Origin of the sequence: Oceanobacillus sp. FSL W7-1304 (assembly GCF_037969805.1) — a bacterium.
Lineage (GTDB): Bacteria > Bacillota > Bacilli > Bacillales > Amphibacillaceae > Oceanobacillus > Oceanobacillus profundus.
Window position 1 is genome coordinate 1,961,247 of record NZ_CP150211.1, and the last position, 23,045, is coordinate 1,984,291.

24 protein-coding genes are annotated in these 23,045 nt (G+C 38.2%); 8 read left to right on the plus strand and 16 right to left on the minus strand.

Annotated features, from left to right (window positions below):
- Positions 1-108: 108 nt before the first annotated feature.
- From NYE61_RS09920 to acpS, 9 genes are all read right to left on the minus strand, one after another.
- On the minus strand, positions 109-1,122 hold the full coding sequence (locus NYE61_RS09920) for a PP2C family protein-serine/threonine phosphatase (RefSeq protein WP_095311895.1): 1,014 nt from the start codon (positions 1,120-1,122) through the stop codon (positions 109-111).
- A 378-nt stretch (positions 1,123-1,500) separates the two neighbouring features.
- A complete protein-coding gene (locus tag NYE61_RS09925) occupies positions 1,501-1,902 on the minus strand; it encodes an anti-sigma regulatory factor (RefSeq protein WP_095311893.1) in 402 nt (133 codons plus the stop codon).
- Positions 1,903-1,904: 2 nt separating this feature from the next.
- A complete protein-coding gene (locus NYE61_RS09930; protein WP_095311891.1) occupies positions 1,905-2,261 on the minus strand; it encodes an STAS domain-containing protein in 357 nt (118 codons plus the stop codon).
- A gap of 5 nt (positions 2,262-2,266) precedes the next feature.
- On the minus strand, positions 2,267-3,133 hold the full coding sequence (locus NYE61_RS09935; RefSeq protein ID WP_339317388.1) for an RsbT co-antagonist protein RsbRA: 867 nt from the start codon (positions 3,131-3,133) through the stop codon (positions 2,267-2,269).
- 273 nt (positions 3,134-3,406) lie between these two features.
- On the minus strand, positions 3,407-3,769 hold the full coding sequence (locus NYE61_RS09940; RefSeq protein ID WP_095311886.1) for a type II toxin-antitoxin system PemK/MazF family toxin: 363 nt from the start codon (positions 3,767-3,769) through the stop codon (positions 3,407-3,409).
- Between the two features lie 4 nt (positions 3,770-3,773).
- On the minus strand, positions 3,774-4,058 hold the full coding sequence (locus NYE61_RS09945) for an antitoxin (RefSeq protein ID WP_095311884.1): 285 nt from the start codon (positions 4,056-4,058) through the stop codon (positions 3,774-3,776).
- 312 nt (positions 4,059-4,370) lie between these two features.
- Positions 4,371-5,405, minus strand: a complete 1,035-nt coding sequence (locus tag NYE61_RS09950) for an outer membrane lipoprotein carrier protein LolA (protein WP_095311882.1) — start codon at positions 5,403-5,405, stop codon at positions 4,371-4,373.
- A gap of 40 nt (positions 5,406-5,445) precedes the next feature.
- The gene (locus NYE61_RS09955) at positions 5,446-6,975 is read right to left on the minus strand and encodes an NAD(P)H-hydrate dehydratase (RefSeq protein WP_303449018.1); all 1,530 of its coding nucleotides are present in this window, start codon (positions 6,973-6,975) and stop codon (positions 5,446-5,448) included.
- Between the two features lie 67 nt (positions 6,976-7,042).
- Positions 7,043-7,405, minus strand: coding sequence for a holo-ACP synthase (acpS, locus tag NYE61_RS09960; protein ID WP_303449020.1), 363 nt, complete (start codon positions 7,403-7,405; stop codon positions 7,043-7,045).
- Positions 7,406-8,081: 676 nt separating this feature from the next.
- Between acpS and NYE61_RS09965 the strand changes: the two genes are divergently transcribed.
- Positions 8,082-8,846 (plus strand): rhomboid family intramembrane serine protease, encoded by a 765-nt coding sequence (locus tag NYE61_RS09965; RefSeq protein ID WP_303449022.1) that lies wholly within the window; start codon positions 8,082-8,084, stop codon positions 8,844-8,846.
- An 80-nt stretch (positions 8,847-8,926) separates the two neighbouring features.
- On the opposite strand, the gene NYE61_RS09970 is transcribed toward NYE61_RS09965, so the two are convergent.
- The 3 genes from NYE61_RS09970 to NYE61_RS09980 all read right to left on the minus strand — a co-directional run bounded on the left by NYE61_RS09970 (position 8,927) and on the right by NYE61_RS09980 (position 12,442).
- Positions 8,927-10,354, minus strand: a complete 1,428-nt coding sequence (locus tag NYE61_RS09970; protein ID WP_339317391.1) for a PH domain-containing protein — start codon at positions 10,352-10,354, stop codon at positions 8,927-8,929.
- The gene (locus NYE61_RS09975) at positions 10,344-10,823 is read right to left on the minus strand and encodes a PH domain-containing protein (protein WP_095311871.1); all 480 of its coding nucleotides are present in this window, start codon (positions 10,821-10,823) and stop codon (positions 10,344-10,346) included. The genes NYE61_RS09970 and NYE61_RS09975 overlap by 11 nt, the downstream gene beginning before the upstream one ends.
- Before the next feature lie 149 nt (positions 10,824-10,972).
- Positions 10,973-12,442, minus strand: a complete 1,470-nt coding sequence (locus NYE61_RS09980; protein WP_095311868.1) for a DEAD/DEAH box helicase — start codon at positions 12,440-12,442, stop codon at positions 10,973-10,975.
- A 583-nt stretch (positions 12,443-13,025) separates the two neighbouring features.
- Here NYE61_RS09980 and NYE61_RS09985 point away from each other — a divergent pair.
- Complete coding sequence (locus NYE61_RS09985; RefSeq protein WP_095311866.1) at positions 13,026-13,937, plus strand: DMT family transporter; 912 nt, start codon at positions 13,026-13,028, stop codon at positions 13,935-13,937.
- A gap of 103 nt (positions 13,938-14,040) precedes the next feature.
- Positions 14,041-14,895: a DegV family protein gene (locus NYE61_RS09990; RefSeq protein ID WP_303449144.1), complete on the plus strand. Its 855-nt coding sequence runs from the start codon at positions 14,041-14,043 to the stop codon at positions 14,893-14,895.
- Between the two features lie 155 nt (positions 14,896-15,050).
- Here NYE61_RS09990 and NYE61_RS09995 read toward each other — a convergent pair whose 3' ends face one another.
- The 4 genes from NYE61_RS09995 to NYE61_RS10010 all read right to left on the minus strand — a co-directional run bounded on the left by NYE61_RS09995 (position 15,051) and on the right by NYE61_RS10010 (position 17,392).
- Complete coding sequence (locus NYE61_RS09995) at positions 15,051-15,767, minus strand: alpha/beta fold hydrolase (RefSeq protein ID WP_251660419.1); 717 nt, start codon at positions 15,765-15,767, stop codon at positions 15,051-15,053.
- A 138-nt stretch (positions 15,768-15,905) separates the two neighbouring features.
- Positions 15,906-16,334 carry a YppG family protein gene (locus NYE61_RS10000; RefSeq protein WP_095311862.1) on the minus strand — a complete coding sequence of 143 codons (429 nt, stop codon included), beginning with the start codon at positions 16,332-16,334 and terminating at the stop codon, positions 15,906-15,908.
- 87 nt (positions 16,335-16,421) lie between these two features.
- Positions 16,422-16,703 carry a glutaredoxin domain-containing protein gene (locus NYE61_RS10005; RefSeq protein ID WP_095311860.1) on the minus strand — a complete coding sequence of 94 codons (282 nt, stop codon included), beginning with the start codon at positions 16,701-16,703 and terminating at the stop codon, positions 16,422-16,424.
- A 233-nt stretch (positions 16,704-16,936) separates the two neighbouring features.
- Positions 16,937-17,392, minus strand: a complete 456-nt coding sequence (locus tag NYE61_RS10010) for a MarR family transcriptional regulator (protein ID WP_251660418.1) — start codon at positions 17,390-17,392, stop codon at positions 16,937-16,939.
- A 326-nt stretch (positions 17,393-17,718) separates the two neighbouring features.
- On the opposite strand from NYE61_RS10010, the gene NYE61_RS10015 reads away from it, so the two are divergent.
- The 5 genes from NYE61_RS10015 (at position 17,719) to NYE61_RS10035 (ending at position 22,833) form a co-directional block, all read left to right on the plus strand.
- Entirely contained in the window at positions 17,719-18,672 is a 954-nt protein-coding gene (locus NYE61_RS10015) for a phosphate/phosphite/phosphonate ABC transporter substrate-binding protein (RefSeq protein WP_095311858.1), read from the plus strand.
- Between the two features lie 129 nt (positions 18,673-18,801).
- Entirely contained in the window at positions 18,802-19,578 is a 777-nt protein-coding gene (phnC, locus tag NYE61_RS10020) for a phosphonate ABC transporter ATP-binding protein (RefSeq protein WP_118889735.1), read from the plus strand.
- Positions 19,575-20,390 carry a phosphonate ABC transporter, permease protein PhnE gene (gene phnE / locus NYE61_RS10025; RefSeq protein WP_118889736.1) on the plus strand — a complete coding sequence of 272 codons (816 nt, stop codon included), beginning with the start codon at positions 19,575-19,577 and terminating at the stop codon, positions 20,388-20,390. The genes phnC and phnE (NYE61_RS10025) overlap by 4 nt, the downstream gene beginning before the upstream one ends.
- Positions 20,390-21,190: a phosphonate ABC transporter, permease protein PhnE gene (gene phnE, locus NYE61_RS10030; protein ID WP_095311852.1), complete on the plus strand. Its 801-nt coding sequence runs from the start codon at positions 20,390-20,392 to the stop codon at positions 21,188-21,190. Before phnE (NYE61_RS10025) ends, phnE (NYE61_RS10030) begins: the two co-directional genes overlap by 1 nt.
- 71 nt (positions 21,191-21,261) lie before the next feature.
- Positions 21,262-22,833, plus strand: coding sequence for a bifunctional UDP-sugar hydrolase/5'-nucleotidase (locus NYE61_RS10035; protein ID WP_303449041.1), 1,572 nt, complete (start codon positions 21,262-21,264; stop codon positions 22,831-22,833).
- Positions 22,834-23,045 lie beyond the last annotated feature (212 nt).

Consider the following 23,045-nt stretch of genomic DNA (forward strand, 5'->3'; position numbering starts at 1 on the left):
ATACGTCTATCACTATGTAGTACATTCATGCCTCTATTCGACATTGATCATCTGATAGAACTGCCATTTTTTCTTCATAACTCTTGTATTACCCGTTATTTTAAAAAGCTAAACCTTTTTTCGCAGAATAAGTAATGTAAAGTCATCTCTCAACTGGAAATCCTGTAACCGCTCAAAATGCTTGTACACATTATCTACCATTTCTTGAGCTGGTAAATAGGCATATTTTCTAATGATGCTGAGTACCTCCTGACTTTCAATAAACCTTTCTCCATCTCGGCACTCTGTTACACCATCAGTCAATAGAATAATCATATCATTTTTTTCAATCACTAATTCGTACTCACTGTATTCCGAATCCGGGGATACGCCTAAAACAAGCCCTTTTGCATCTATTTCTTTAAACGTATCATTTTTTGCATTATAATAATAGCCCGGCTCATGCCCGGCTGAGGAATAACGAAGCTTTTGTTCTGAAGGCAAGTATTGAGCATAGCACATCGTAATAAACATGCTGGGGTCCACATTTCTTTCTACAACCCGGTTCAAATTTTTTAATATCGATTTTGGACTCATTGATTCCTCTGGATAACTATCCATCGCGTATTTTATCATCGACATACATAAGGCTGCCGGGATACCTTTTCCGATGACATCTGCAATTGCGATTCCTAATGAACCGTCTTTACCTTTTATAAAATGGTGATAATCCCCATTCATTTGATGAGCGGGAACACTGACTATCCCAATATCTAATCCCTCAATAGACGGCTTCGTTGTTCCTAAAAGTGTTTCTTGCATGCTTGCTGCAACAGAAATTTCGGATTCAAGTACATGCTTTTCTTCCCGAAGCATTTGAATTTCTTGCATTGCAAGTCCATAAGAAATCATCGCTTCTAGTAAAAAATTCATTGAATGTTTGTAATCCTTATTAAGCTTTGTCGACACTTCCTCCATCGCATCAATATGAAGGTTGACAATTTCTTCTGGTAATATATTCTCTTTAATAAAAGCTTTCGTGACCTTCTCAACACCATACAAAGCTCGCTCATCTTGTGTATCTACATAGTTCTTTAATAACTCTTTGTACGTTGCAGCGTGTAGTTTAATAAGCTCTTCCATCTCGATTCCCCCTAAAAGCCAAATAACAGGAAGTATTTTTTTATTTACAGAGGTTGTCCAAAAAGTCCGGTGAAAATGACACATCGTAGGGGACCTTCTGCTAAAACCGCCCACGTCCAGTGGACAACGCAAAAGTCACCACATCCTGTGGAAGCTCGTTGGCGAGAGGGGAACTTCTACTAAGTACGCCCACGTCCTGTGGGCAACGTAGAAGTCAGCACATCCTGTGCAAGCCCGTTCCTCACGTATTAATTGCATACGTTCCGGTACTCAAAGTGTCACCGCCTCGAACTTCTCGGTCCTTTTCATCCTCCTTTTTAAACACGCACTTATAAGAAAGGTGTTTATTAGCCTAGCTAACAAACACCGCCCCCTTAATTAACGAATCCATTTTGTCGCTATTATTTTTGTTCCCTCTCCTACTTCTGAACGAATATCGAATTCATCCATTAGCCGCTTAACACCTGGAAGTCCTGCGCCAAGCCCACCTGAAGTTGTAAAGCCATCTTGCATAACCTGACCAATATCGGCGATTCCAGGTCCTGAATCAATTGCCATCATGCATAACCCTCGGCGCTCGATTGAGTCGATTATTTCAAAGCAAACTTGCCCTTGTTCGGCATATAAGTATATATTTCGAGCTAATTCTGATACCGCAGTTGCAATTCTTGCCTGATCGACTGTACCAAATCCAAGGTTTTTAGCCATTTCACGACCAAGCTGTCTCGCACCAACGATATCCCACTCTTTATGAATGTTAACACAGGACTGTGGTTCCATTATTATACCCCCAGTTCCTGTTGCAGCTTAATGAGCCCCTGTTCAAGATCCAATGCTGTAGGTACATTTTTTAAATGAATACCTAAGTCAATTAGTGTCATCGCTACAGCAGGTTGAATTCCAGTTAAAACTACTTTTGCCCCCATTAAATCTGACATTGAAACTACGTCACCTAATACTTTTGCAATAAATGAATCAATGATTTCAACAGATGTTAAATCAATAACAACACCTGACGCACCACTTTTATGAATTTTATCTAATAAATCCTCTTGAAATTGTATTGCTGTCTGATCATCTATTTCCGTCTGAATCGAAATCAATAAATAATTGTGTAGTTTCAGAATCGGAATTCGCATTCATCTCACTCTCCTCGTAAAGAATCCATCATTTTCTCAATGTTATTTTCTTTTACATTCAGGTCTGTTACATGTCTACCAGTAATCGCTAGGGCCGTTGAGAATCCCTTCTTTAAGGAGCTTTTCGTCGGGAAATTACTTAAATCGATTCCTAAGTTCACAATAGTTTGCGCTATTTCTGGACGAATCCCCACAAGGATGCATGTTGAGCCAATCAACCTTACAGCTTCAGCAGCTTGTATGATATGATGAGCTACCATTGTATCAACAACTGGAACCCCAGTAATATCAATTAAAACAACCTCTGAATTATGCTTTATAGCTCCTTCTAGCAGGTTTTCCATTATTAATTTTGCACGCTCAGTATCAATCGTTCCAATTAACGGCATAATTGTAATACCTTCCATAACTGGAATTAGTGGTGCAGATAACTCTTGTAACGCTACTCGTTGCAAGGAAACAATGTGTTCCCAGCTTCCAGAGTATTCATTCACTAATTCACGTATCAATGGTTCTACCCAATCATTAACACTCGATGATAGTTCAGTGAAAAAGTTAGAATCTACTACTTCCGATTGCGTTATTAAATATTCAGTAGATACTCTCCTAAATATTTGCAAACCGTCTGTAATATAACTTAATGGCCATCCGAGGTTAATAATTTTTTCAGAGAAATCCTCCACCGCTTTCGTGGAGCCTTCATTTCGAATGCTGGTAAAAATAACATTAACAAACTCACGGTTTGTGCTTTCATATAGTTCGTCTGATATTGTCGCAGTATAGTTGCTATCCTTAAGTGATTCGATTTCCTCCATCCATTTTTGTACAATTGAATCACTATTCTCAATCAGTAACCTTTTGAATTCCATCATCTTCCCTCCGTAATCAACTGGTAATGTCACGAATATTGTTACACGTTCATATTAAAAGTGCAAATCAAAATAGTACGGATACATCTATAAACTATCATCTATTTTAACATACAAATAATCCTTCAAAAAGTTTTACATAACGCCATTTCCCTCCGTCTGACACGCTTTCTTAGTATTTGATTCGAAATACCTATATTTTATTGGTAATAAATCCCTGGTTATAATTGGCTAACGACACAAAAAATACCCTTTCTCAGTTCGATAAGGGCATCATTAGTTATTGCTATAAATGTCTTTCAGTCCAAGACTAATTTCTAAAGCTTGGTTTATTTTTGTCATCATTTCATTATCTAATTTTGTTATTTTATCCGTTAAGCGCTGCTTATCCAACGTTCTGATCTGTTCTAGTAGTATTACCGAGTTGCGGTCAAATCCGTACCGCTTTGCATCGATTTCTACATGCGTAGGCAACTTCGCCTTTTGAATTTGTGCAGTAATTGCTGCAACAATCACCGTGGGACTAAAACGGTTTCCAATATCATTTTGAAGGATCAATACAGGGCGTACGCCTCCCTGCTCTGATCCTACTACAGGGGATAAGTCAGCGAAATATACCTCGCCTCTTTGAACGATCAAATTATTACACCCCGATCACAGAGCGCTCAAGGGTGTTTTCAGCCTCCTCTTCGGCTTGAAAGGCTTCTGAAGCTATCGTTAAATTAATTCGACCCATTTCTTCATATCCACGTTGCATGTTTTCGTGAAATCGCTGAATATGCTCCTCTTTCTTGTGGTTTAGATAATTTTGTGTTGCTTTACATATAAAATCGCTTAAATCGCTATTTTCATATTTCATTAATCCATCCACCTCATTCAATAGGTTCTTTGGTAACTTAACTAATATCTCCTGCAAGCTTTCCGACAAAACCATACACCTCCGACAACTGTTAAACGATCGATAAAATTCTATTTAATAATAGCATTGAATTCGGCCGATTGCAAAGGGTTCTGGAGTTTTTATAAAAAAAATCCGTATATTTGTCGTTTAATATCTGTTTAGTCGGGAATATAAAAGTGGTTTGACTTAATTTCTCAATAGCACTCCTGTAATATATATGCGACTGAACGTATAACATGCCCGCTTTTTAAATTTTGACTTTTTGCTTTGAACCACGAGTAAAAAAACAAAAAAGCAGACCCTCCTCTTTTATGAGCCTGCCAAATGACTGTCTTGTTGTTATTTTGCTGCTTGCCCTTGAACGGATTGAGCTACTTGAATCATTTCTTCCTGTGTTAATTCATCGCTTGCCAGTTTAAAGTCAACACCATTATAGCTCCACTCTATTGCATTTGAAGAAAGCGCTGCTATCGCATGACCTAAATTCACAATTTCTCCTTGCACTTCCTGTGGAGTTGCTGAAACCGGAGCCGTTTGATTTCGCTCCTCCACTAAGGTAAAATTCTTTTCTCCATCATAAGTCAAAATAACCCTTTTACCATTATCCATGGTAACTTCCCTTTTCTCCAAAACTTCTGAACCTGCAGTATATAAAGGATAGTACACTGCTAATTCTTCCGTTTCAGCATCGTCTCCTTCTGCCTCAGCGGAGGTAGTAGTATCCGCATCCCTGCTACCCATGTTTTTTTCCATTGAAAAATCATCATCTTCAAACGCAGGGTCCATATCAAAGTTAGAAAAGCTCACCTCAACCAATGCGTTGTTATCTTTGTCTAAAACTCTCACCATCGTTGGGACATAGGATTTTTTATCAAAATGGATTTCTTGGAAAGGCAAATTACTATTGCTTTGATAATTTGTTTTTGTCCGGAAAATATAATGCGTGTCAGTTGTCTCAAATTGTGCTTCGGAATCTTTCATCACATCATTTATAAGAGACTGATAAAGATACGGTTGGCTACTATTATCGGGCCACTCTGTTTGGAATTTAAAGCTTTTATCAAGTGCCGGTGTTAAAACAAATACGCCATCATCGTTTTTAAGAATAATTTGACTCTCATTTTGTTCTGAGCCATTTTCCAAAGCTACTCGATAATAATCTCCCTCTTTATACCATACATCTATATTAAACTTCTGCTCTTCTTGTCCGGTGTTCATTGACATTTCTGCAACTGCTTTATATCCCGACATATCTTCTACATTTTTTTGTAATTGTGCAACAACATCTTCTTGCGATTTCTCCCCACAAGCAGCTAATACAATTATTAATAAGGCTAAAATACAAGCCATCCGATACGAAAATAACTTTTTCATTGACATATCTCCCTTGTCTCAATTAACAAAGGGAACAACGTCACACACGTTTACAAGGAAATGCACGATATACTTTCGAAATACCATCGATAACATCTGTGGCCATCAAATCATAATACGTTTGCTTCTCTTCGATCTGTATGTCTGCAGACTTTCCATGAATAAAACAGGCATTGCACAATGCATCAAATAATTCTTGCTGCTGCATCATCATGGCAAGTGAAATTCCGGTTAACACATCACCGGTTCCTCCTTTTGCAAGACCTGGATTTCCACTAGATTCCACAGCCTGTCTACCTTCTGGCGATGTAATGATGGTATGCTTTCCTTTCAAAATAATATAAACTCTATTAGCTTTTGCAAAATCACGCGTGTAATGAAAAGGTGCTGATAAAAGATCAGAAATTGAAATACCCAAAAGCATAGCCATTTCACCTGGATGTGGTGTTATAATCGTTGGCTCGCTTCGTTGTTTTAACATTTCAAGCTGGTATTTTAGGTGATAAAGTCCATCTGCATCAATAAGTAGTGGGCAGGGTGCATTGTTAAGGAGTTCTGCAACTACATGCCTGGTTTCCTCTCTTCTCCCTAATCCAATCCCAACTGCAATTGCATCATAATTACTTATAGGTGATGCAGTACAACCTGTAATATAGCCATCTTTTTCAGGCAATATCATATACGTTGCTTCCGGACACATCGCAGCAATCATAGAAATGACTTTTTCGGTTGTTCCAGCCGCTACCAAGCCAGCACCTGCTTTTAAAGCGGCCTTCGTAGCCATCGCAAGCGAACCTGGCATTTCTGAACAACCTCCAATAATAAGCCCTTTACCATGACTCCCTTTATGGGCATGTACATTACGGGAAGGGATTGTTTTTCCGAAATCCTCCTCTGCCCATTGTCTCTTTGCAGTATTGTTCTGGAATACGATATTCGGTATACCAATTGGTACGATTTCCCACTGCCCATAAAAATCTGCTGTATCAACCATGAAGGAACTTTCTTTTGCTGCAGCGATGACAAACGTATAATCCGCCTGGATAGAAGTAAATTCTCCTATTCCTTCATCAGCTGGTAAGCCAGATGGAATATCAACGGATATAACACAAGCTTTTGAATGATTAATAATGCGAACTATCTCTTGGATAGGCTCCCTCAATACTCCTTTTACGCCAATACCAATTATTGCATCAATTACAACGTGTACACGTTCCACCTTTTCACGTATTAAATCAAGATCCGTGAGGTAGCTAACCTCTCCTCCGCATTGAATAAATACACGTTTATGAAAGAGAGCATCACCTGTAATTTTGTCATCCGGAACGACCTGTACAACTTGGACTAAATAACCTTTATCAAGCAATACCCTTGCAATAACAAAACCATCTCCGCCATTATTACCCGCGCCAATAAAAATGCAGACAGGCTCTGTTTCTCTTATCAGCTTTATGACCCTTTCACTTACTGCTCGTCCTGCATTCTCCATCAGTAATTTTCCTTCAAGTCCAATTTCACTTATCGTGTAATCGTCAATATCGTACATTTCCTTTGCGGTGACAATATACAATTCGTTCCCTCCTACCCGCAGTAAAATATATGAGACAAACCTGCTAATTATGCAATGTATCCGAAGTTCATTTCTCTTCCAGTACTACTTGAGCCGCAGCATAATCCCTGCTGTGCGTAATGGAAAGGAATATAGTTATATCCTCCTCGTACCCCTTCACAGCAATAAATGGAGCACCAAATTCATCGTTCATTACAACCATGTCCTGAAAGCTCAAACGCCCAATTCCGGTACCAACCGCTTTAGCAAAAGCCTCCTTTGCTGCAAACCTGCCCGCAATATACTCCACGCGACGTTTTGGTGATGTAAGTTGTTGATATATTTTTTTTTCACTTTCAGTTAAGATCCGATCGACAAACCTATTATTTCGTTCCATACTAGCTTGGATCCTATCTAATTCAATTAAATCCATTCCGATTCCTTTAATCATTATTAATCCTTACCCTTTCTTCTATAAATTCAATAGTATTTCAACGCATGTTAGATTGGTCATATTAAATGAAATTACGTATTATTATAGTAATAGTAACTTATCTACTCCACTTTCGCACGACTAAAAATAAAGTTCATTGATTTACACTTAGAATGTTTCTTTCTTAACAGACTTGGTAAAGATAAAGATTGTTATTTACACAAAAGGTATAAAATGCGGCGGCGTGATTTACAATGATGGATTGTACGTATACCCGCTACGGAATTACACTTCGCTTTCCGCGGGTGACCCGTGAGCCTCCTTGAACTCCGTTCTTCAGAGTCTCACTCTGGTCACGTATCCCGCAGGAGTCTACGTGTATTTCCTCCGCTAGTATTGCTTCACGAACTTCTAATAGTGGAATCCACGAGAAAAATGTCGTTGCTGTCACCAGTCCGGGTGAGCGTAGGGCGATGACTCCTGCGGGAACAGCACGTGTCTGAAGACTCGTAGGAAGTGGTTTTCTTCCGGAGAGGCTGAAGCCGTGCCCGCGGAAAGCTTCCGCCCGAAGCGAGCCCGGACGGTCGGCGCTACTCAAACTTTTCTAACAGAAAATAATTTACGTGACATTGATTTTACTTCAAAAGCGATGTTAATATGCAAAAAAATAATCCAATATGCAGGGGGACCTACATTGTTTATCCGTAACGAAAGAAGTTTAAAAGAGTTTTTTCAATCTTATCCAGTTGTTTCTACACTAATTACTATTCATCTCATCCTATGGATCATAATTAATTTACTTCAGCTGCCAATCGGCAGAGAGATTTATCAATGGGGAGTCGGAAGTAATTTCATGATCTACCTTGGTGATTATTGGAGATTTGTTACACCAATATTTTTGCATGGGGATTTAATGCATGCTTTATTCAATTCATTTTCACTTGCATTATTTGGCCCTGCCTTAGAGCAAATGCTCGGTAAAGTTAAATTTCTTCTTGCATACCTCGGAGCAGGTATTATCGGTAACATTGCTACTTATATGTTCGAAGACCTAAATTATTTTCATCTTGGTGCTTCTGGAGCTGTATTTGGTTTATTCGGGATATACGCCTTTATGGTTTCATTTCGAAAACATCTTATTGATCAAGGAAGTTCTCAAATCGTAATGACGATTTTAATTATCGGGTTGGCGATGACCTTCCTACGAAGCAATATTAACATTTATGCACATATCTTTGGATTTATTGGCGGCTTCGCAATCGCTCCTCTTGTCTTAATAAATGTCCAAAGCTATTCACCGTGGAGGCGAAGGAGATACCGCTATGATGACGATGATTCTATCCAGTTTGATCCAAATCGTTGGAATAAGAAAAGAAGGATTCCGTCGCAATTAAAGAAAAATATCATTTGGATTGTTTTAGGAATTCTGGTGTTACTAGGATTATTAAGCAGATTCTAAAAGAAAAAGTTAAGAAGTCGGCCTTAAGGAAAACTTCCCTTTAAGGCCGACTTCTTAGATAACGTACTGACTTGTATTTGCTATTCTCGATACGAGTACCAGTCTCCTAACTTATCAACATGCTCCTCTTCCAGCTCCTTGAGTCTATAATGCTTGCCTGTTCCGTTTTTTCCAAGAATCGATAGTTTCATCGTTGCCAGTCCTTCTCTTTTTTGGAACGGATGCTGTTTTTTCTCAAATGCTTGAATACGCTTGTGATAAAGCAACATTGTTTTCCTGCTAAATCCACGAAATCGAATAATAACCCGTTCTGGTTCTACAGAGAAGCCTCCATCCTGATAACGCATAAACCCAAGCAGGAAAGTTACTAACAAGACAATTACTGCAAGCCAACTAAATTGCGGATAAAAGTAGGTTGCCACTATCCCAAGTACTAATATAGATACACATGCACGAATCAAATAGAATTTCATTGCTCGCTTAGGCAAGGGAGTAAAATGCACTGATTCCATCGAGTAACCCGGCAAAAATTCCTGTAAAAACGACTCAATCTCCGTCTTTTTCATAATTGGAAATAAAACCGTAGAAAAGTCTTCACCGCTATCTAATGCCCCCCCTGCAACTTCGACAAATACAGTGACAAATCCAAAAGGCTGCCTGATAACACTTTCAGCTATCCCAACTGCTTGAATTCGTTTAAGCGGAATTGTTATTTGCTTTTTCTCTAACAGCCCTCTTGTTATGAATAACTCATCACCTACCTTGGTAATTGCAAATTTCCCATATTTTATCATTGTCCCAGCAATGCCTAACAGCCAAAATACCAATAATACGACGATCGCTAGTCCAATTATGAATGCAATTGCTAACTCACTTATCCAATCAAATGTCCGATCATAGAAATGCTCTGGAATAAATTGCTCTAGCTCAGAAAAAGCAATAGCTGCAAATGCCATAATGATACCAACACTACCTGATGTTACGCCAGCTAGCAAAAGGCGCTTCGGAGTGATTTCACGTAAAGGATTGACCAACTCCTCTTGCCCTTCTATTTCTATATCTGGATGCGATTCCTTTCTACCCTTAAGTGCATTTCGAAGCTTTTCACCATCAGAGAGCTTTATAGCATTCAGCGATGCTTCTGCACTCTTTCCGCTTCCAGCTGTTTCTATTTGCAGCTTAACCAGTTTAAACATACGGTGAATAATACCTGCTGTTAAGTCAATGGACTGGATTCGGTTTATTGAGATATAGCGCTTTTTTCGTATTAGAACGCCATATTCAATTCTTAACTCTCCAGCTTCCAGTCGATACGTAAATCGATACCAGGATAAAACACTTAAAAGTATTCCTAATAATGAAAAAATAGCTAGTAAAAGGATAAAGTAGAACCGATCAAACGTAATAAAACCAAATACAATTAAAAATATCCCTTCCCGTGCCGTCTTGATACAATTAAATAGGATGGATACTGGATGCAGCCGATATGACGGGCCATTAGACATCATCTTCGTCCACCCTTGCTAATGCTGAGATACGATCACGAAGTGCTGACGCATCTTCTTCACGCAAAGCAGGAATTTCATGTGTTGTAGCTGCTGTTGATATTGTTACACTAGCAAGCTGATATTTTTTTAGAAATGGTCCTTGCTTTGTATCAACATGCTGTACACGAATCATCGGCACTAACGTACGTGACATTATTAAAATACCATGCTGTATGTATATTTCTTGCTCAAATAATTCATAGCGCCACTTTCTAAATCGTAATTTAGGAAGGATAAAAACAGTAAAAATAGTGGATAAAATACTAATCATCACAAGTACAATTCCAATCCAATATGGCCAGTCAAATAGATAGATTATAATAGCAACTGCAATCGTAATTAACCATAACAAGCCTTCATAGAAAACGCCTGTTAATTTCCAAGCTTTTATCGCATCGGGGGCAATTGTATTCATTGGTGGCTCTCTCATACAACCTCATTCTCCTCTCTTTTCTTTCTTATGGTACTTACGTTTTAGGCAAATTAAAGTTTCAATATTGCTGCATTCGTACTCAAATATATTATATTCAACAGATTGGGCACAACAAAAAAAGCCCCAATAGGGGCTTTTTCGTTTAACTATTTATCGCGGTTTCTGCGCTGGAAATTGCCTTTACGACCTCTTCCCCCACCTTGGCCACGTCCGCCGCCACCATCTCTACGTTGACCATAGAAACGTTTATTGTTGGAACGACGGTTGTTGTCTTTAGAACGTTGTGCTTTTTTCACGCTGATTGGTGCAACAGACGAGATTTTAACAGGAGCATCTCTGCGCTCTTTTGTTAATAAGCTTAGTGCTGCTGCAATAACAGATACTGAATCATTATCTTCTAGTAAATCATTCGCTGCTGCATGATAAGATTTTAGATCTTTTTTCTCAATTGTTTTCACGATCTTATCGATTGTTACTTGCTGTTGTCCTCGCAATGCATCTTGGTTTGTTGGCGGCACAAGACGTTTCATTTTACTTTTCGTTGTTTTTTCAATTAATTGTAAATGCGCCATTTCCCGTGGTGTAATGAAGGATATTGCTTCTCCAGTACGTCCAGCTCTACCAGTACGTCCAATTCGGTGTACATAGCTTTCTGGGTCCTGTGGAATATCAAAGTTGTATACATGTGTAACTCCAGAGATATCAAGTCCGCGCGCTGCTACATCTGTAGCAACAAGTACATCAACACGGCCGCCTTTAAATTTATTTAATACAGACATACGTTTACCTTGGGTTAAATCACCATGGATTCCCTCAGCACGGTAGCCTCTTGCCTGCAGTCCCTCTGTAATTTCATCCACACGTTTCTTCGTTCTGCCGAATACAATCGCAAGTTCTGGAGAGTGGATATCCAAATGGTTATTCAGTGTATCAAATTTAAATTTCTCAGGAATTTCAATGAAATACTGCTCAATATTCTCAACAGTCATTTCTTTCGCTTTTACTTTAACTTCTTTTGGTGATTTCATTAACGTTGTAGCGATATTGCGAATCTCTTTTGGCATTGTTGCTGAGAATAACAATGTTTGACGATCTTCAGGAATACTTTTTAGAATTTCACGAATATCATCAATGAATCCCATGTTCAGCATTTCATCTGCTTCATCCAATACAGCCGTTTGTACAGCATCCGTACGAATTGTTCTTCTGCGCATATGATCCATTAATCTTCCTGGAGTTGCTACAACAATCTGTGGACCATCTTTTAAAGCGCGGATTTGTCGATCCATATGCTGCCCACCGAAAATTGCAAGTGCACGAATACCTGTGAACTTCGCTAAACGGTTTAATTCTTCTGCAACTTGAATTGCAAGCTCACGTGTTGGCGCAACGACCAAACCTTGAACCTTTCTTAATTTCGAATCAATTTTATCAATCATTGGAATACCGAATGCAGCTGTTTTACCTGTACCTGTTTGTGCTTGTCCGATTACATCGTTACCTTCCAATGCAAATGGAATTGTCTCTGCTTGAATTGGTGTAGCTTCCTCAAACCCCATTTTTTCTAAAGCTTTCATAATTGAGGCTGATACACCTAGTTCATTAAATTTTGTCACCTAATAGTCGACTCCTTTTTTTGTGAAAATTTATTCGCAAAAGAGGCCCTGAATTTTTTCTCATACTTTATTCTTTAAATAATCTTCCCGCCTGACATGCAGATAAACCGTCTTTGACGTAACAATCTCACATTTTCATTCCACCACTCCGCCTGCAGAATGAAACGTGGATAATATGCTGAATCGTAAGTAAAAAACAATACCAGCTATTTATAGGGAATATAAGACCTAAACTCGTATCATTATATTTTATTCATATTAAAGTACAAAAAAGGCTTCACCTAACGTGGTAAGAGGCCTCGAAACTAATGCTTCAACTATCATACCACACATGATGCATTTATATCTACTTCACACCAAATGATTTTTTTCATTTCCCATGTTAAAATTGAAAGTACGGCTTCACTTCGTATTCTAATAAAAAACTATAGTTTATAAAAATAGATAATTTGGGAATTAGAATGGAACAGTGTAATATTCTGTTTTATCCTTGCTTACCCTATAAACCACATTTCCTCTTTTTTTAAAATACATGGCTAACTTTAAATTGATTGGCCAAATGAACTTGCAAAGGATGTTTTTTATGCGACTTCCTCCATTCAACCCATATGCAGCAGTTGCTATTGGTGTCCTGGCTGTTTCTACCTCAGCTGTACTAGTAAAGCTTGCAAATAGCGCCCCTGCTGGTATTATCGCAAATTATAGATTGCTGTTTGCTGTACTTATCATGTTACCAATTGTTTTATCGAAATATAGATATGAATTTCGGCTTATCTCTAAGAAAAATTGGTTATTTTCTATTTTGGCGGGAATCTTTTTAGCACTTCACTTTATTCTTTGGTTTGAATCGTTGAATTATACCTCAGTAGCAAGCTCAGTCGTTCTTGTAACGATGCAGCCGATTTTCGCATTTCTTGGGACATATTTACTTTTTCAAGAAAGATTTTCCTACGGTGCGGTTATAAGTTTGATAATCGCTCTCTTTGGAAGTTTCATTATTGGATGGGGAGATTTTCAACTAGGCGGAATGGCATTGTTCGGAGATATACTTGCACTCTTAGGTGCAATCGCAGTTACTGTTTATTTCCTATTTGGTCAAAGCGCAAGACAACACCTATCCCTTATCACCTATACCTTTATTGTTTATGCCATTAGCTCCATCGTGTTAATTCTTTATAATATCGTGCTGGGGAATTCCTTTTTTGGGTATCCACAGGACCATTGGTGGGCATTCATTGCTTTGGCGATTATCCCTACATTCTTTGGGCATAGCTTATTCAATTGGGCATTAAAGTGGGTAAGTACCTCTACCATTTCGATGGGGATTGTGCTTGAGCCTATCGGGGCGACTATTCTTGCATATCTTGTCTTAAACGAGACAATTACATGGTCACAATTTCTCGGTGGTACCATTGTTATAGTTGGACTGTTTTTATTCATCGTAAGCACGTCCAGAAAAACAAAGGTTACGATAGCAACGAAAAACAACCAGTAACTAGGAAAGTATTGCATTGTCGGATATCGTTCGGAATTCAACCATACCTATTCCGCAAAATGCTGATATACTAAAACTTATTAATAATAAAGCGGGTGAATTTATGACGATTCAACTAATGACAGACGGTGGCGCTGATATTCCTGGGCGCTTACATGATTCTTTAAATATTAAAGTTGTTCCATTGTACTTACACTTTAGTGATGGTCACTATAAAAGCGGGATAACATTAGATATAGCAGGTTATTATCAAAAGGTTAAAGATTTAAAGGAACTTCCCCGCTCTGCCGCTCCAAGTCCAAATGACTTTTATGAAGCATATAAAGCAGTGGATCCGGCGAAGCCAATTATTATGTTGAGTCTTTCCAAGGAGCTTAGCAGTACGTATGATCATGCACTGCTTGGAAAAGAAATGCTTCTTGAAGAAGAACCGGAAAGAAAAATTGAAGTAATCAATACAAAAACTGCTTCTTGTGGTATCGCACTATTGCTTCATGAAGCAAAGGTTAAACTAAGCGAAGGATATTCCTATGAACAACTAGCGAAGCACCTTCAGAAACGTGTCGAGCAAACGACAACTCTATTTATTTTAAAAACGTTAGAAAACCTCGTACTAGGGGGACGACTCGATAAAGTGAAAGGTAAAATTGCTAAAACATTAAACATTAAATTGTTAATGCGTGCAAGCAGTGAGGGCTCAATTGAAGTGACAGAGAAAATCCGTGGTGATAAAAAATCGATCCGGCGATTTGTTGATCAAATCGGAGAATATACAAAGCATGTAGAAGACAAACTTATTTCTATGACACATTGTAATGACATCGAACGAGCTACGGATGTGTTAGCAAATATACGTAATAAGTATAATTTCAAGGATGCTTATTTAACAGAAACTGGACCTCTTATTTCCACATATGGTGGAGAAGGAGCACTTGTAATTGCCTTTTTTAGAGATTAATAAAAGCCTACCCCCTAACGTCTTTAGGGAGTAGGCTTTTGTTCTCGCATAGAAAACTATAAAATTTGATTGCAGTGGATAACTTAGTTGCCAATCAGCCACGTCTAGCTCCAGCGCCCAACGACTAGCGAGACTGCCCTCATCTCCGTACGTCGCTAACCGGGCGCTTCCTCTTTTTGTTCTGTTTTCTCTACTAGAAAGTCATAAACCATACCATTTAACGTGTCCTTATCATCTCCAAGGCATATCAAATGTCTGGATCGTTCAAAAAAAACAACTTCCTTTTCTTCCGAGTGGATTTCTTTATCTAAATAATAGCCTGTTTTATAAGGCACCATTCCATCCTGTTGTCCATGTGCAATAAGTACCGGTGAATCAACCTTATCTAGATAACGGCGCGTAAACCGAACAAGCTTCATGAATTCAAGATTGGCTTTAAAAGGAACAGTTCCTATTTTTTCTTTATAATGCTGGTAAAGTTTATTTTCCCCTAAACTTCCTCTTACCCCATCAACAATAACTTCCGCTATGTCTAATCCGATCTGTCTAAAATTTAAATATTTCCCAGATGTCGCTAATAGGACGAGCTTATCAATTTTATATTTAGCCGCCAAATAAGCAGCAATCATTCCACCCATGGAAAAACCAATTACATAAATTTCTTCATACTTACTTTGCAGTTTTTCCAGCTCTGTTTCTGCAGCCATTATCCATTTTTTATAAGAAACATCTTCTAAGTTTAGTTCTTTTCCATGTCCTGGTAATGTTGGAACCTCAATATGCCAGTCTGTATTTTCCTTTAGAAAATCAGCCAATGGATTAACCTCGTAAGGACCGCCAGTATATCCATGTATTATTAAACATCCAATCATATGCTGCTCTCCTTTGGTCACTCTCCCACCCTTATCTATATCTTATTCAATTTTTTCATATTCTATTTGTTTTTGCTTCCTTTTTGCTCACATTTCATTCCCTTTTACTCCATAATTATCCACTTATCGCGCAACCTCTTACCTTATATTCTTAATTAGAGAACTGAATTGCTGTACAATTGGAGAAACTTGATGATACGTGCTTGCAATCTGTCCTACAGTGGATATAATTTTGTCAAAATCAAGCTGCCCATTTCCATTTTGGAAATAGGACATCGGATTTGCTGCAGACTGTCCTGGATTACCATTTATGTTTTGCATAAAATTAGGATCATGATTGGCATTTGGATTCATATTAGGATTACTTCCAGAATCCGCAAATTCCGCATTCGTTTGGACCTGATTAGTCCACTGACTTGGTAGCTCAGGCTTTGCAAAAAAGTCATATGGAGTTTGATGCTGTTCCGCTCCGCTCCAGTTCTGATTCGAATAGGATGTGTGATATGGGTACAGATTATGATTAACTGGAGGGGAATAATGTGGTTGATTGTAAGGTCGATAGTGCATTCGTACACACCTCTTTTTCGTTTTCCTATTTACAATAATTTATGCTCGATTGTGAAAAAGTGTGTAGATGACATGGCCAGCTATTCTCTAAAACCGTTTGATTTTTGATCCAAATTCGGAATTATCATCACTTATACCTAATTCATTTTTGATTTTACTTTCTTGATATCCAAGGATAGGATCGTTTTCATCAATAAATGTAGCTGGAGTTCCATAGACCCCCATCCCCTGAAGTTCCTCCATATTCGCGTGATCAGCTGTTATACTTTTCTTTTCATAGGAGATATTATATTTATCCAGCAATGATAGCACTTTATCGCACTTCAAATTATTGTCACTAATATATACCGTAACATGTGAATAACGCATTAATGATTCCTCCTGAAAATTTGCCTAAAACAAGTATTTACCATACTACTTTTATACCCAGTGACGGCTTCCAATAAACCAAAACATTTGCGAAATTTAACAATCATATTACTAGAAAACTTTGCTTCACAACATGCTTGTAATTGCATTTTAGTAAGGAAAAAGGTTATTTCAAATATAAAAAGAATCTCTTAATCAGATGACTAATTGAGATTCATTGTTCAAGTACAGTATCAAATTTTCTTAACTGTGGTTCCCAGCTTCTTTAACAACTCTATTGCAGTGTCTTTTTCCTCATCATTTAAACCATTCATAATCGTTTTAAGTTTCTCCCAATGTGCCGGAAAAATACTGTTTAATAATTCTCTGCCTTGATCACTTATACTTGCATATGTTACACGTCTATCATTAGGACTGGCCTCTCGAACGAGATACCCCTTTTTCTCAAGCTTATTAACGATATATGTTATACTGCCACTCGTCATTAGAATCTTATCCCCAATTTTTTGCATTGGTTGTTTTCCTCGATGAAAAAGCAGCTCTAATACAGCAAAATCCGTTAAGTTCAAACCTTTTGATTTAATATCCATTTCAGCTTGTTCTATAATAGCTCGATATGCCTTTGCTAATACAACAAAAAGCTTCAGTGAAGAATCTTGTTTCTTCACTATTAATGTTTCCTCTGTCAAGACAGTCCCCTTCTCTCGTTATCTTAATTATCTACTCACACACAGTATCTATATTACATACAACTTTTTCATTCAGTTGATGTCCTCTATTTCTTATCGGCTCTATCTATACGAACTTTAGCCCATTAATGTTTCAAAACAATAATTAAAAGTCTGAACTTTCACCACACTTAATTGCTTACATTTTAATGAATAAATATTTCGAAAATATAGGACTAAAGCTTTGTAAATAATGTGTAAAATTCCAAAATATGACTAGCTTTTTATATAAGAATACTATTTAATAGAAATGTAACACAATTTTTACAATACATAGGAGGGTCTACATGAAAAAACTTTATAGCTTGTTGCTTGTTCTCGCATTAGCACTAGTATTAGCAGCCTGCGGCGGGTCAGACGATTCAGATTCAGGTGAAGAATCTTCGAACAGCAACGGTGATGATTCAGCAAGCAGTGAAGGTATGATTCCAGATACATTGGTTATGGGATTTGTACCATCACAGGACTCAGATACCATTGCTAATACAGTTGAACCATTAGCAGAGCGTTTAGGTGAAGAATTAGGGATTGAAGTTCAAGGCGAAGTTATGACGAACTATAACGCTTTAGTTGAAGCAATGGGAGCGAATCAAGTACACATTGGCTTTATTCCTGCGTTCGGTTATGTTCTAGCTAACGAGCAATATGATGTTGAAGTTATTCTAAAATCCATTCGCTACGGATCAGGTACGTATAAAGCACAATATGTAGTTCATACAGATTCTGGAATTGAGAGTCTTGAAGATTTAGAAGGAAAAATTTGGGCATACGCTGATCAAGGGTCTACATCTGGATACCTATTCCCTGCCAATCAATTAATGGAAGAATTCGGTTATGATACTGCAACTGAATTAGAAAGTGATTTCTTCAGTGCTACAGTCCAAAGTGGTGGCCATGATAATGCTGCAATTGCAGTGTTAGAAGGTGATGCAGACGTTGCAACTACATTTGACGATGTACGTACTGAGCTTGAGGAAGAATATCCAACTGTAATGGAAGATTTAACTATTATTGATTATACAGATGAAATACCAAATGACACAATTTCCGTGACAAAAGATTTGGACGCAGAATTTGTGCAAAAAATTAAAGACACATTCTTATCATTTAACGATGATCCAGAAATGATTGAAATTATGAACGAAGTATACAACTGGGATGAAATTGACGAAGCAACGGACGAAGAATATCAGGTTGTAAAAGATACGTACCAAAAATTCAAAGATAATATTGAACTTTAAGCTAGAGGAAGGGGGGAGTTGCAGCTCCTCCTTTTTTCACATTTCATAATACTTTTATTTTAAAATCTAGTATACTAGCAATAAGCTTGTACAAGCTTCACTTTATTTATATTGGAGGAAATACATACGATGATCGAATTTAAAGACGTTGGCCTTGTGTACCCAAACGGTACAGAGGGATTAAAAAAGATTAACGTTACAATTAACGATGGTGAGTTTGTTGTTATTGTAGGTTTATCTGGAGCCGGTAAGTCCACGTTTATCCGCAGCATTAACCGTTTGGTTACACCAACATCTGGTTCCCTTCTCGTTGATAACGAGGACATCCTGAAGTACCGCGGTTCTGATATGAGAAAACTCCGTACAAAAACAGGAATGATTTTCCAAAACTACAATTTAGTTAAGCGTTCGAATGTACTTAAAAATGTGTTAGCTGGCCGCCTTGGTCATACAAGTACATTACGATCTATTTTCAATTTGCATAAAAAAGAAGATGTTGGCTTAGCATACGAAAGCCTTCAGCGTGTAAATATTGCAGAGAAAATTTACAATCGAGCCGATGAGTTAAGTGGTGGTCAGCAACAGCGTGTCAGCATTGCCAGAGTACTTACTCAACAACCAAAGTACATTTTAGCAGACGAGCCTGTTGCATCACTCGATCCACCAACATCCCATCAAGTCATGACCTATTTAAAGAAAATCAATAAAGAAGATAATATTACAACAATTGTTAACCTGCACTTTATTGATATGGCAATGGAATATGCTGATCGAATTATTGGAATGCGGGCAGGAGAGGTTGTATTTGACGGGCCTGTTTCTGAAGTTTCAGAAAGCACATTTGAGGAAATTTATGGACGTTCGATACGTGAGGATGACTTGCGTGGGGGGGCAGACGAATCGTGACAAACGAAAACAATTCTGTGACTACCAAAAAAGTACCATCCATCTATCCAGCTAAAACAAAAATACAAGTAACCGTTATATTTTTTGTTGTGCTTGGTATCTATTTATTTAGCATGACTTGGACCCAACAGCAAATGGTCGGTGGTTTTAGCGGTGCATTTCAAAATGTATTTCAAGTTATTGAAAAGTTTTTCCCGCCAAATACAGCCGTCATATCAGCTATTTGGGGACCAATGGTAGAAACCATTCAAATGGCAATTATTGCTACAACCGTTGCCGCAATTCTTACGGTTCCACTCGCTCTTTTAGCGGCACAAAATGTTACGACATTTAAGCCATTATATTACATTACTCGAACATTTTTAAATTTATTGCGGACGATACCTGATTTAGTATTGGCTGTTATCTTTGTTGGTCTATTTGGAATTGGGTTATTTCCTGGAATTTTAGCCCTTATCATTTTCTCATTAGGGATATTAGCAAAGTTAATAAGTGAGACAATTGAATCGGTGGACATGAATCCATTGGAAGCAATGCGAGCATCTGGCGGGAACGTATTACAGGTTATTTGGTATGCATTAATTCCGCAAGTGCTGCCACAGTTTACTTCATTAGTGCTTTACGTTTTTGAAATTAATATTCGTGCTTCTGTTGTACTGGGATTAGTTGGTGCAGGTGGGATTGGTTTAATATTAAACCAGCAACTGGGCTTTTATAATTACCCAAATGCCATGATGATTATTATTCTTATCTTTGTAGTTGTCATTGTTATTGAATATATTAGTACGAAAATAAGGGAGGCATTGCTGTAATGAAACATTATTCTTTACCTCCAAAACCAAAAAATTCAGCTTTTAAAAAGATTAGAAATATCGGTATCACAATACTAGTCGTCGCGATGTATGTATGGACATTTCTCAGTATTAATATTGATTGGGGACGTGCCATCGAACGTGCAGCAAATAACTTCTCTCGCGTGATACCAAGATTGTTCAGCCCGGATTGGGCGGCGACTAGTGATGTAGCAATGAGCATGCTCGAAACCGTATTTATTGCATTTGCAGGGTCTTTAATGGCAGCCGTTATTGCTGTTCCATTGGCATTCCTTGCTGCCCGTAATATGATGGGCGGCGTCATTGCTTCAACAATCGGGAAATGGATACTCTCTGCTGTTCGTGCATTTCCAGACATCATTTTAGCGATCCTATTCGTTGTAGCTGTAGGACCAAATGCATTCGCTGGGGTTCTAGCCATTGCAATTGGCTCGACTGGGATGCTAGGTAAGATGTTCTCGGAGATTATTGAATCCATAGATATGAATGTTGTTGAAGCAATGGAAGCAAGTGGTGCGAACAAACTGCAAATTCTATTTTACGGAGTGCTTCCGCAGATTACACCGGAATTCTTGTCTTATGCTATCTATCGATTTGAGGTAGATATTCGAGCCTCTTCCATTCTCGGCATCGTAGGAGCGGGCGGTATAGGTACCATGATTATCTTTGCATCCAGCAACCGAAACTGGAATGAAATGGGTACAATTTTACTTGCGATTATCATTGTCGTCACAATCATCGACTTTGCTTCGGCAAGAATCAGACGTAAAATTGTTTAAGACGTTATAACAATTACGATGTCCCTAAGGTTTCCTTTGGGACATCTTTACTGTAGGAAGGATGTTTTATTTTGCATACGCAATCATCAATCACACTGCTCTACACAAGTGATATTCACGGCAACGCAATGCCTATTTTGTATGGAACAAATGAGGAAGCTCCAATTGGTTTAGCCAAATATGCCACCATTGTGAAACAAATTCGGCAACAAGAAGAAAACTTAATCGTAGTTGATAATGGAGATCTTATTCAAGGCACACCGTTAATGACACATTATGTAAAGAAACATCAACATCATGAGAATCCGATGATTGGAATTATGAATCGAATTGGTATTGATGCTGCTGTGGTTGGTAACCATGAATTTAATTTTGGAGAAAAAATACTAACAGATGCAGTCAACCAATCTAGCTTTCCATGGGTATCGGCAAACATTTTGGATAAAGAAACAAAGGAACCGAAGTTTGGTCCTCCGTATATTATAAAAACGATGAAAAACGGGATTAAAGTTGCCATTGTTGGTGTCACAACCCATTTTATCCCTAATTGGGAAGCACCGGCACATATTAGAGGGATTCAATTCCAAGATGCATTTACCACTTTAGAAGGTTGGGTTAAGAAGATTCGAGATGTTGAAGATCCAGATGTTCTCATTGCTTCTTACCATGGCGGATTTGAGCGAGATTTAGAAACTGGTGAACCAACGGAGCCTTTCACAGGGGAGAACCAAGCATATCAAATGTGCGAACAAATTAAAGGGATTGATGTTCTTTTAACAGGGCATCAGCATCGTCAATTAAACGATATGCTTCATGACATACTAATTCTACAGCCTGGTAATAATGGACAAGTATATGGAGAAGTTCACATCGATCTAGAAAAAAAGAATGGAAAATGGAAGATTATCGAAAAGAGAGGCACTCTTCATACATTCGAAAACACGGAATCAAACACAGATATAATCGATTATATGCAGGAAATGGAGGCATCGACACAGCAGTGGCTGGATCAGCCGATCGGATCCATTGAAGGGGATATGACAATCACCTCTCCATTTGACGCACGAGTTAAAAAACATCCATTTATCCAATTTATTCAGGATGTACAAATGGCGGAAAGTGGTGTTGATATTTCAGTTACGTCACTTCTTAATAATGCATCAACTGGCTTTAAACCTGTTGTCACCATGCGAGATATCGTATCAAACTATATGTATCCAAACACACTTGTCGTTCTTGAATTGACTGGTGAAGCAATTAAAGCTGCCTTGGAAAAAAGCGCCGAATACTTCACTGTTTTAGACAATAAACTAGCCGTTAATCCAAGTTATATTGACCCGAAGCCGCAGCATTACAACTATGATATGTGGGAGGGAATAAATTACACCATTCATGCCTCTAATCCAGTCGGTTCACGTGTAACTGCTGTCACCTATCATGGTAAACCGCTTGATCACAGTAAGACGTATCAGGTTGTATTAAATAATTATCGTGCTTCTGGTGGAGGGAATTACGACATGTTTAAAAATAAGCCCGTTATTCAAGAAATTCAAAAGGATACCGTTGAGTTGATACGAGCATACTTTGAAAAGCATAAAACCGTGCAAGCAACCGTAAAAGATAACTTTCGTGTGATTGTATAACTCCCTCGAGAGGATTGTTGCTTATATTTCTGCATTTGGTGCTTTAATGTGGGGGATGGTGCTTTATTTCTGCTTTTGGTGCTTTAGCGAGGTGGGATGGTGCTTTATTTCTGCTTTTGGTGCTTTAGCGAGGTGGGATGGTGCTTTATTTCAGGATCTAAAATCGAATTGAATAAAATGCAAGGAGCGCCTGACCTAAAGGCAGGCGCTCC

Excerpts from the sequence above, each read along its gene's own strand:
- NYE61_RS09985 (WP_095311866.1), top strand. The coding sequence starts at position 13,026 with ATGCGACTTCCTCCATTCAACCCATATGCAGCAGTTGCTATTGGTGTC.
- NYE61_RS09950 (WP_095311882.1), bottom strand. The coding sequence starts at position 5,405 with ATGAAAAAGTTATTTTCGTATCGGATGGCTTGTATTTTAGCCTTATTA.
- NYE61_RS09990 (WP_303449144.1), top strand. The coding sequence starts at position 14,041 with ATGACGATTCAACTAATGACAGACGGTGGCGCTGATATTCCTGGGCGC.
- NYE61_RS10015 (WP_095311858.1), top strand. The coding sequence starts at position 17,719 with ATGAAAAAACTTTATAGCTTGTTGCTTGTTCTCGCATTAGCACTAGTA.
- phnE (WP_095311852.1), top strand. The coding sequence starts at position 20,390 with ATGAAACATTATTCTTTACCTCCAAAACCAAAAAATTCAGCTTTTAAA.
- NYE61_RS09925 (WP_095311893.1), bottom strand. The coding sequence starts at position 1,902 with ATGGAACCACAGTCCTGTGTTAACATTCATAAAGAGTGGGATATCGTT.
- NYE61_RS09995 (WP_251660419.1), bottom strand. The coding sequence starts at position 15,767 with ATGATTGGATGTTTAATAATACATGGATATACTGGCGGTCCTTACGAG.
- NYE61_RS09935 (WP_339317388.1), bottom strand. The coding sequence starts at position 3,133 with ATGATGGAATTCAAAAGGTTACTGATTGAGAATAGTGATTCAATTGTA.
- phnC (WP_118889735.1), top strand. The coding sequence starts at position 18,802 with ATGATCGAATTTAAAGACGTTGGCCTTGTGTACCCAAACGGTACAGAG.
- NYE61_RS09920 (WP_095311895.1), bottom strand. The coding sequence starts at position 1,122 with ATGGAAGAGCTTATTAAACTACACGCTGCAACGTACAAAGAGTTATTA.
- NYE61_RS09930 (WP_095311891.1), bottom strand. The coding sequence starts at position 2,261 with ATGCGAATTCCGATTCTGAAACTACACAATTATTTATTGATTTCGATT.
- NYE61_RS09975 (WP_095311871.1), bottom strand. The coding sequence starts at position 10,823 with ATGAGAGAGCCACCAATGAATACAATTGCCCCCGATGCGATAAAAGCT.
- acpS (WP_303449020.1), bottom strand. The coding sequence starts at position 7,405 with ATGATTAAAGGAATCGGAATGGATTTAATTGAATTAGATAGGATCCAA.
- NYE61_RS10000 (WP_095311862.1), bottom strand. The coding sequence starts at position 16,334 with ATGCACTATCGACCTTACAATCAACCACATTATTCCCCTCCAGTTAAT.
- NYE61_RS10005 (WP_095311860.1), bottom strand. The coding sequence starts at position 16,703 with ATGCGTTATTCACATGTTACGGTATATATTAGTGACAATAATTTGAAG.
- NYE61_RS09970 (WP_339317391.1), bottom strand. The coding sequence starts at position 10,354 with ATGATGTCTAATGGCCCGTCATATCGGCTGCATCCAGTATCCATCCTA.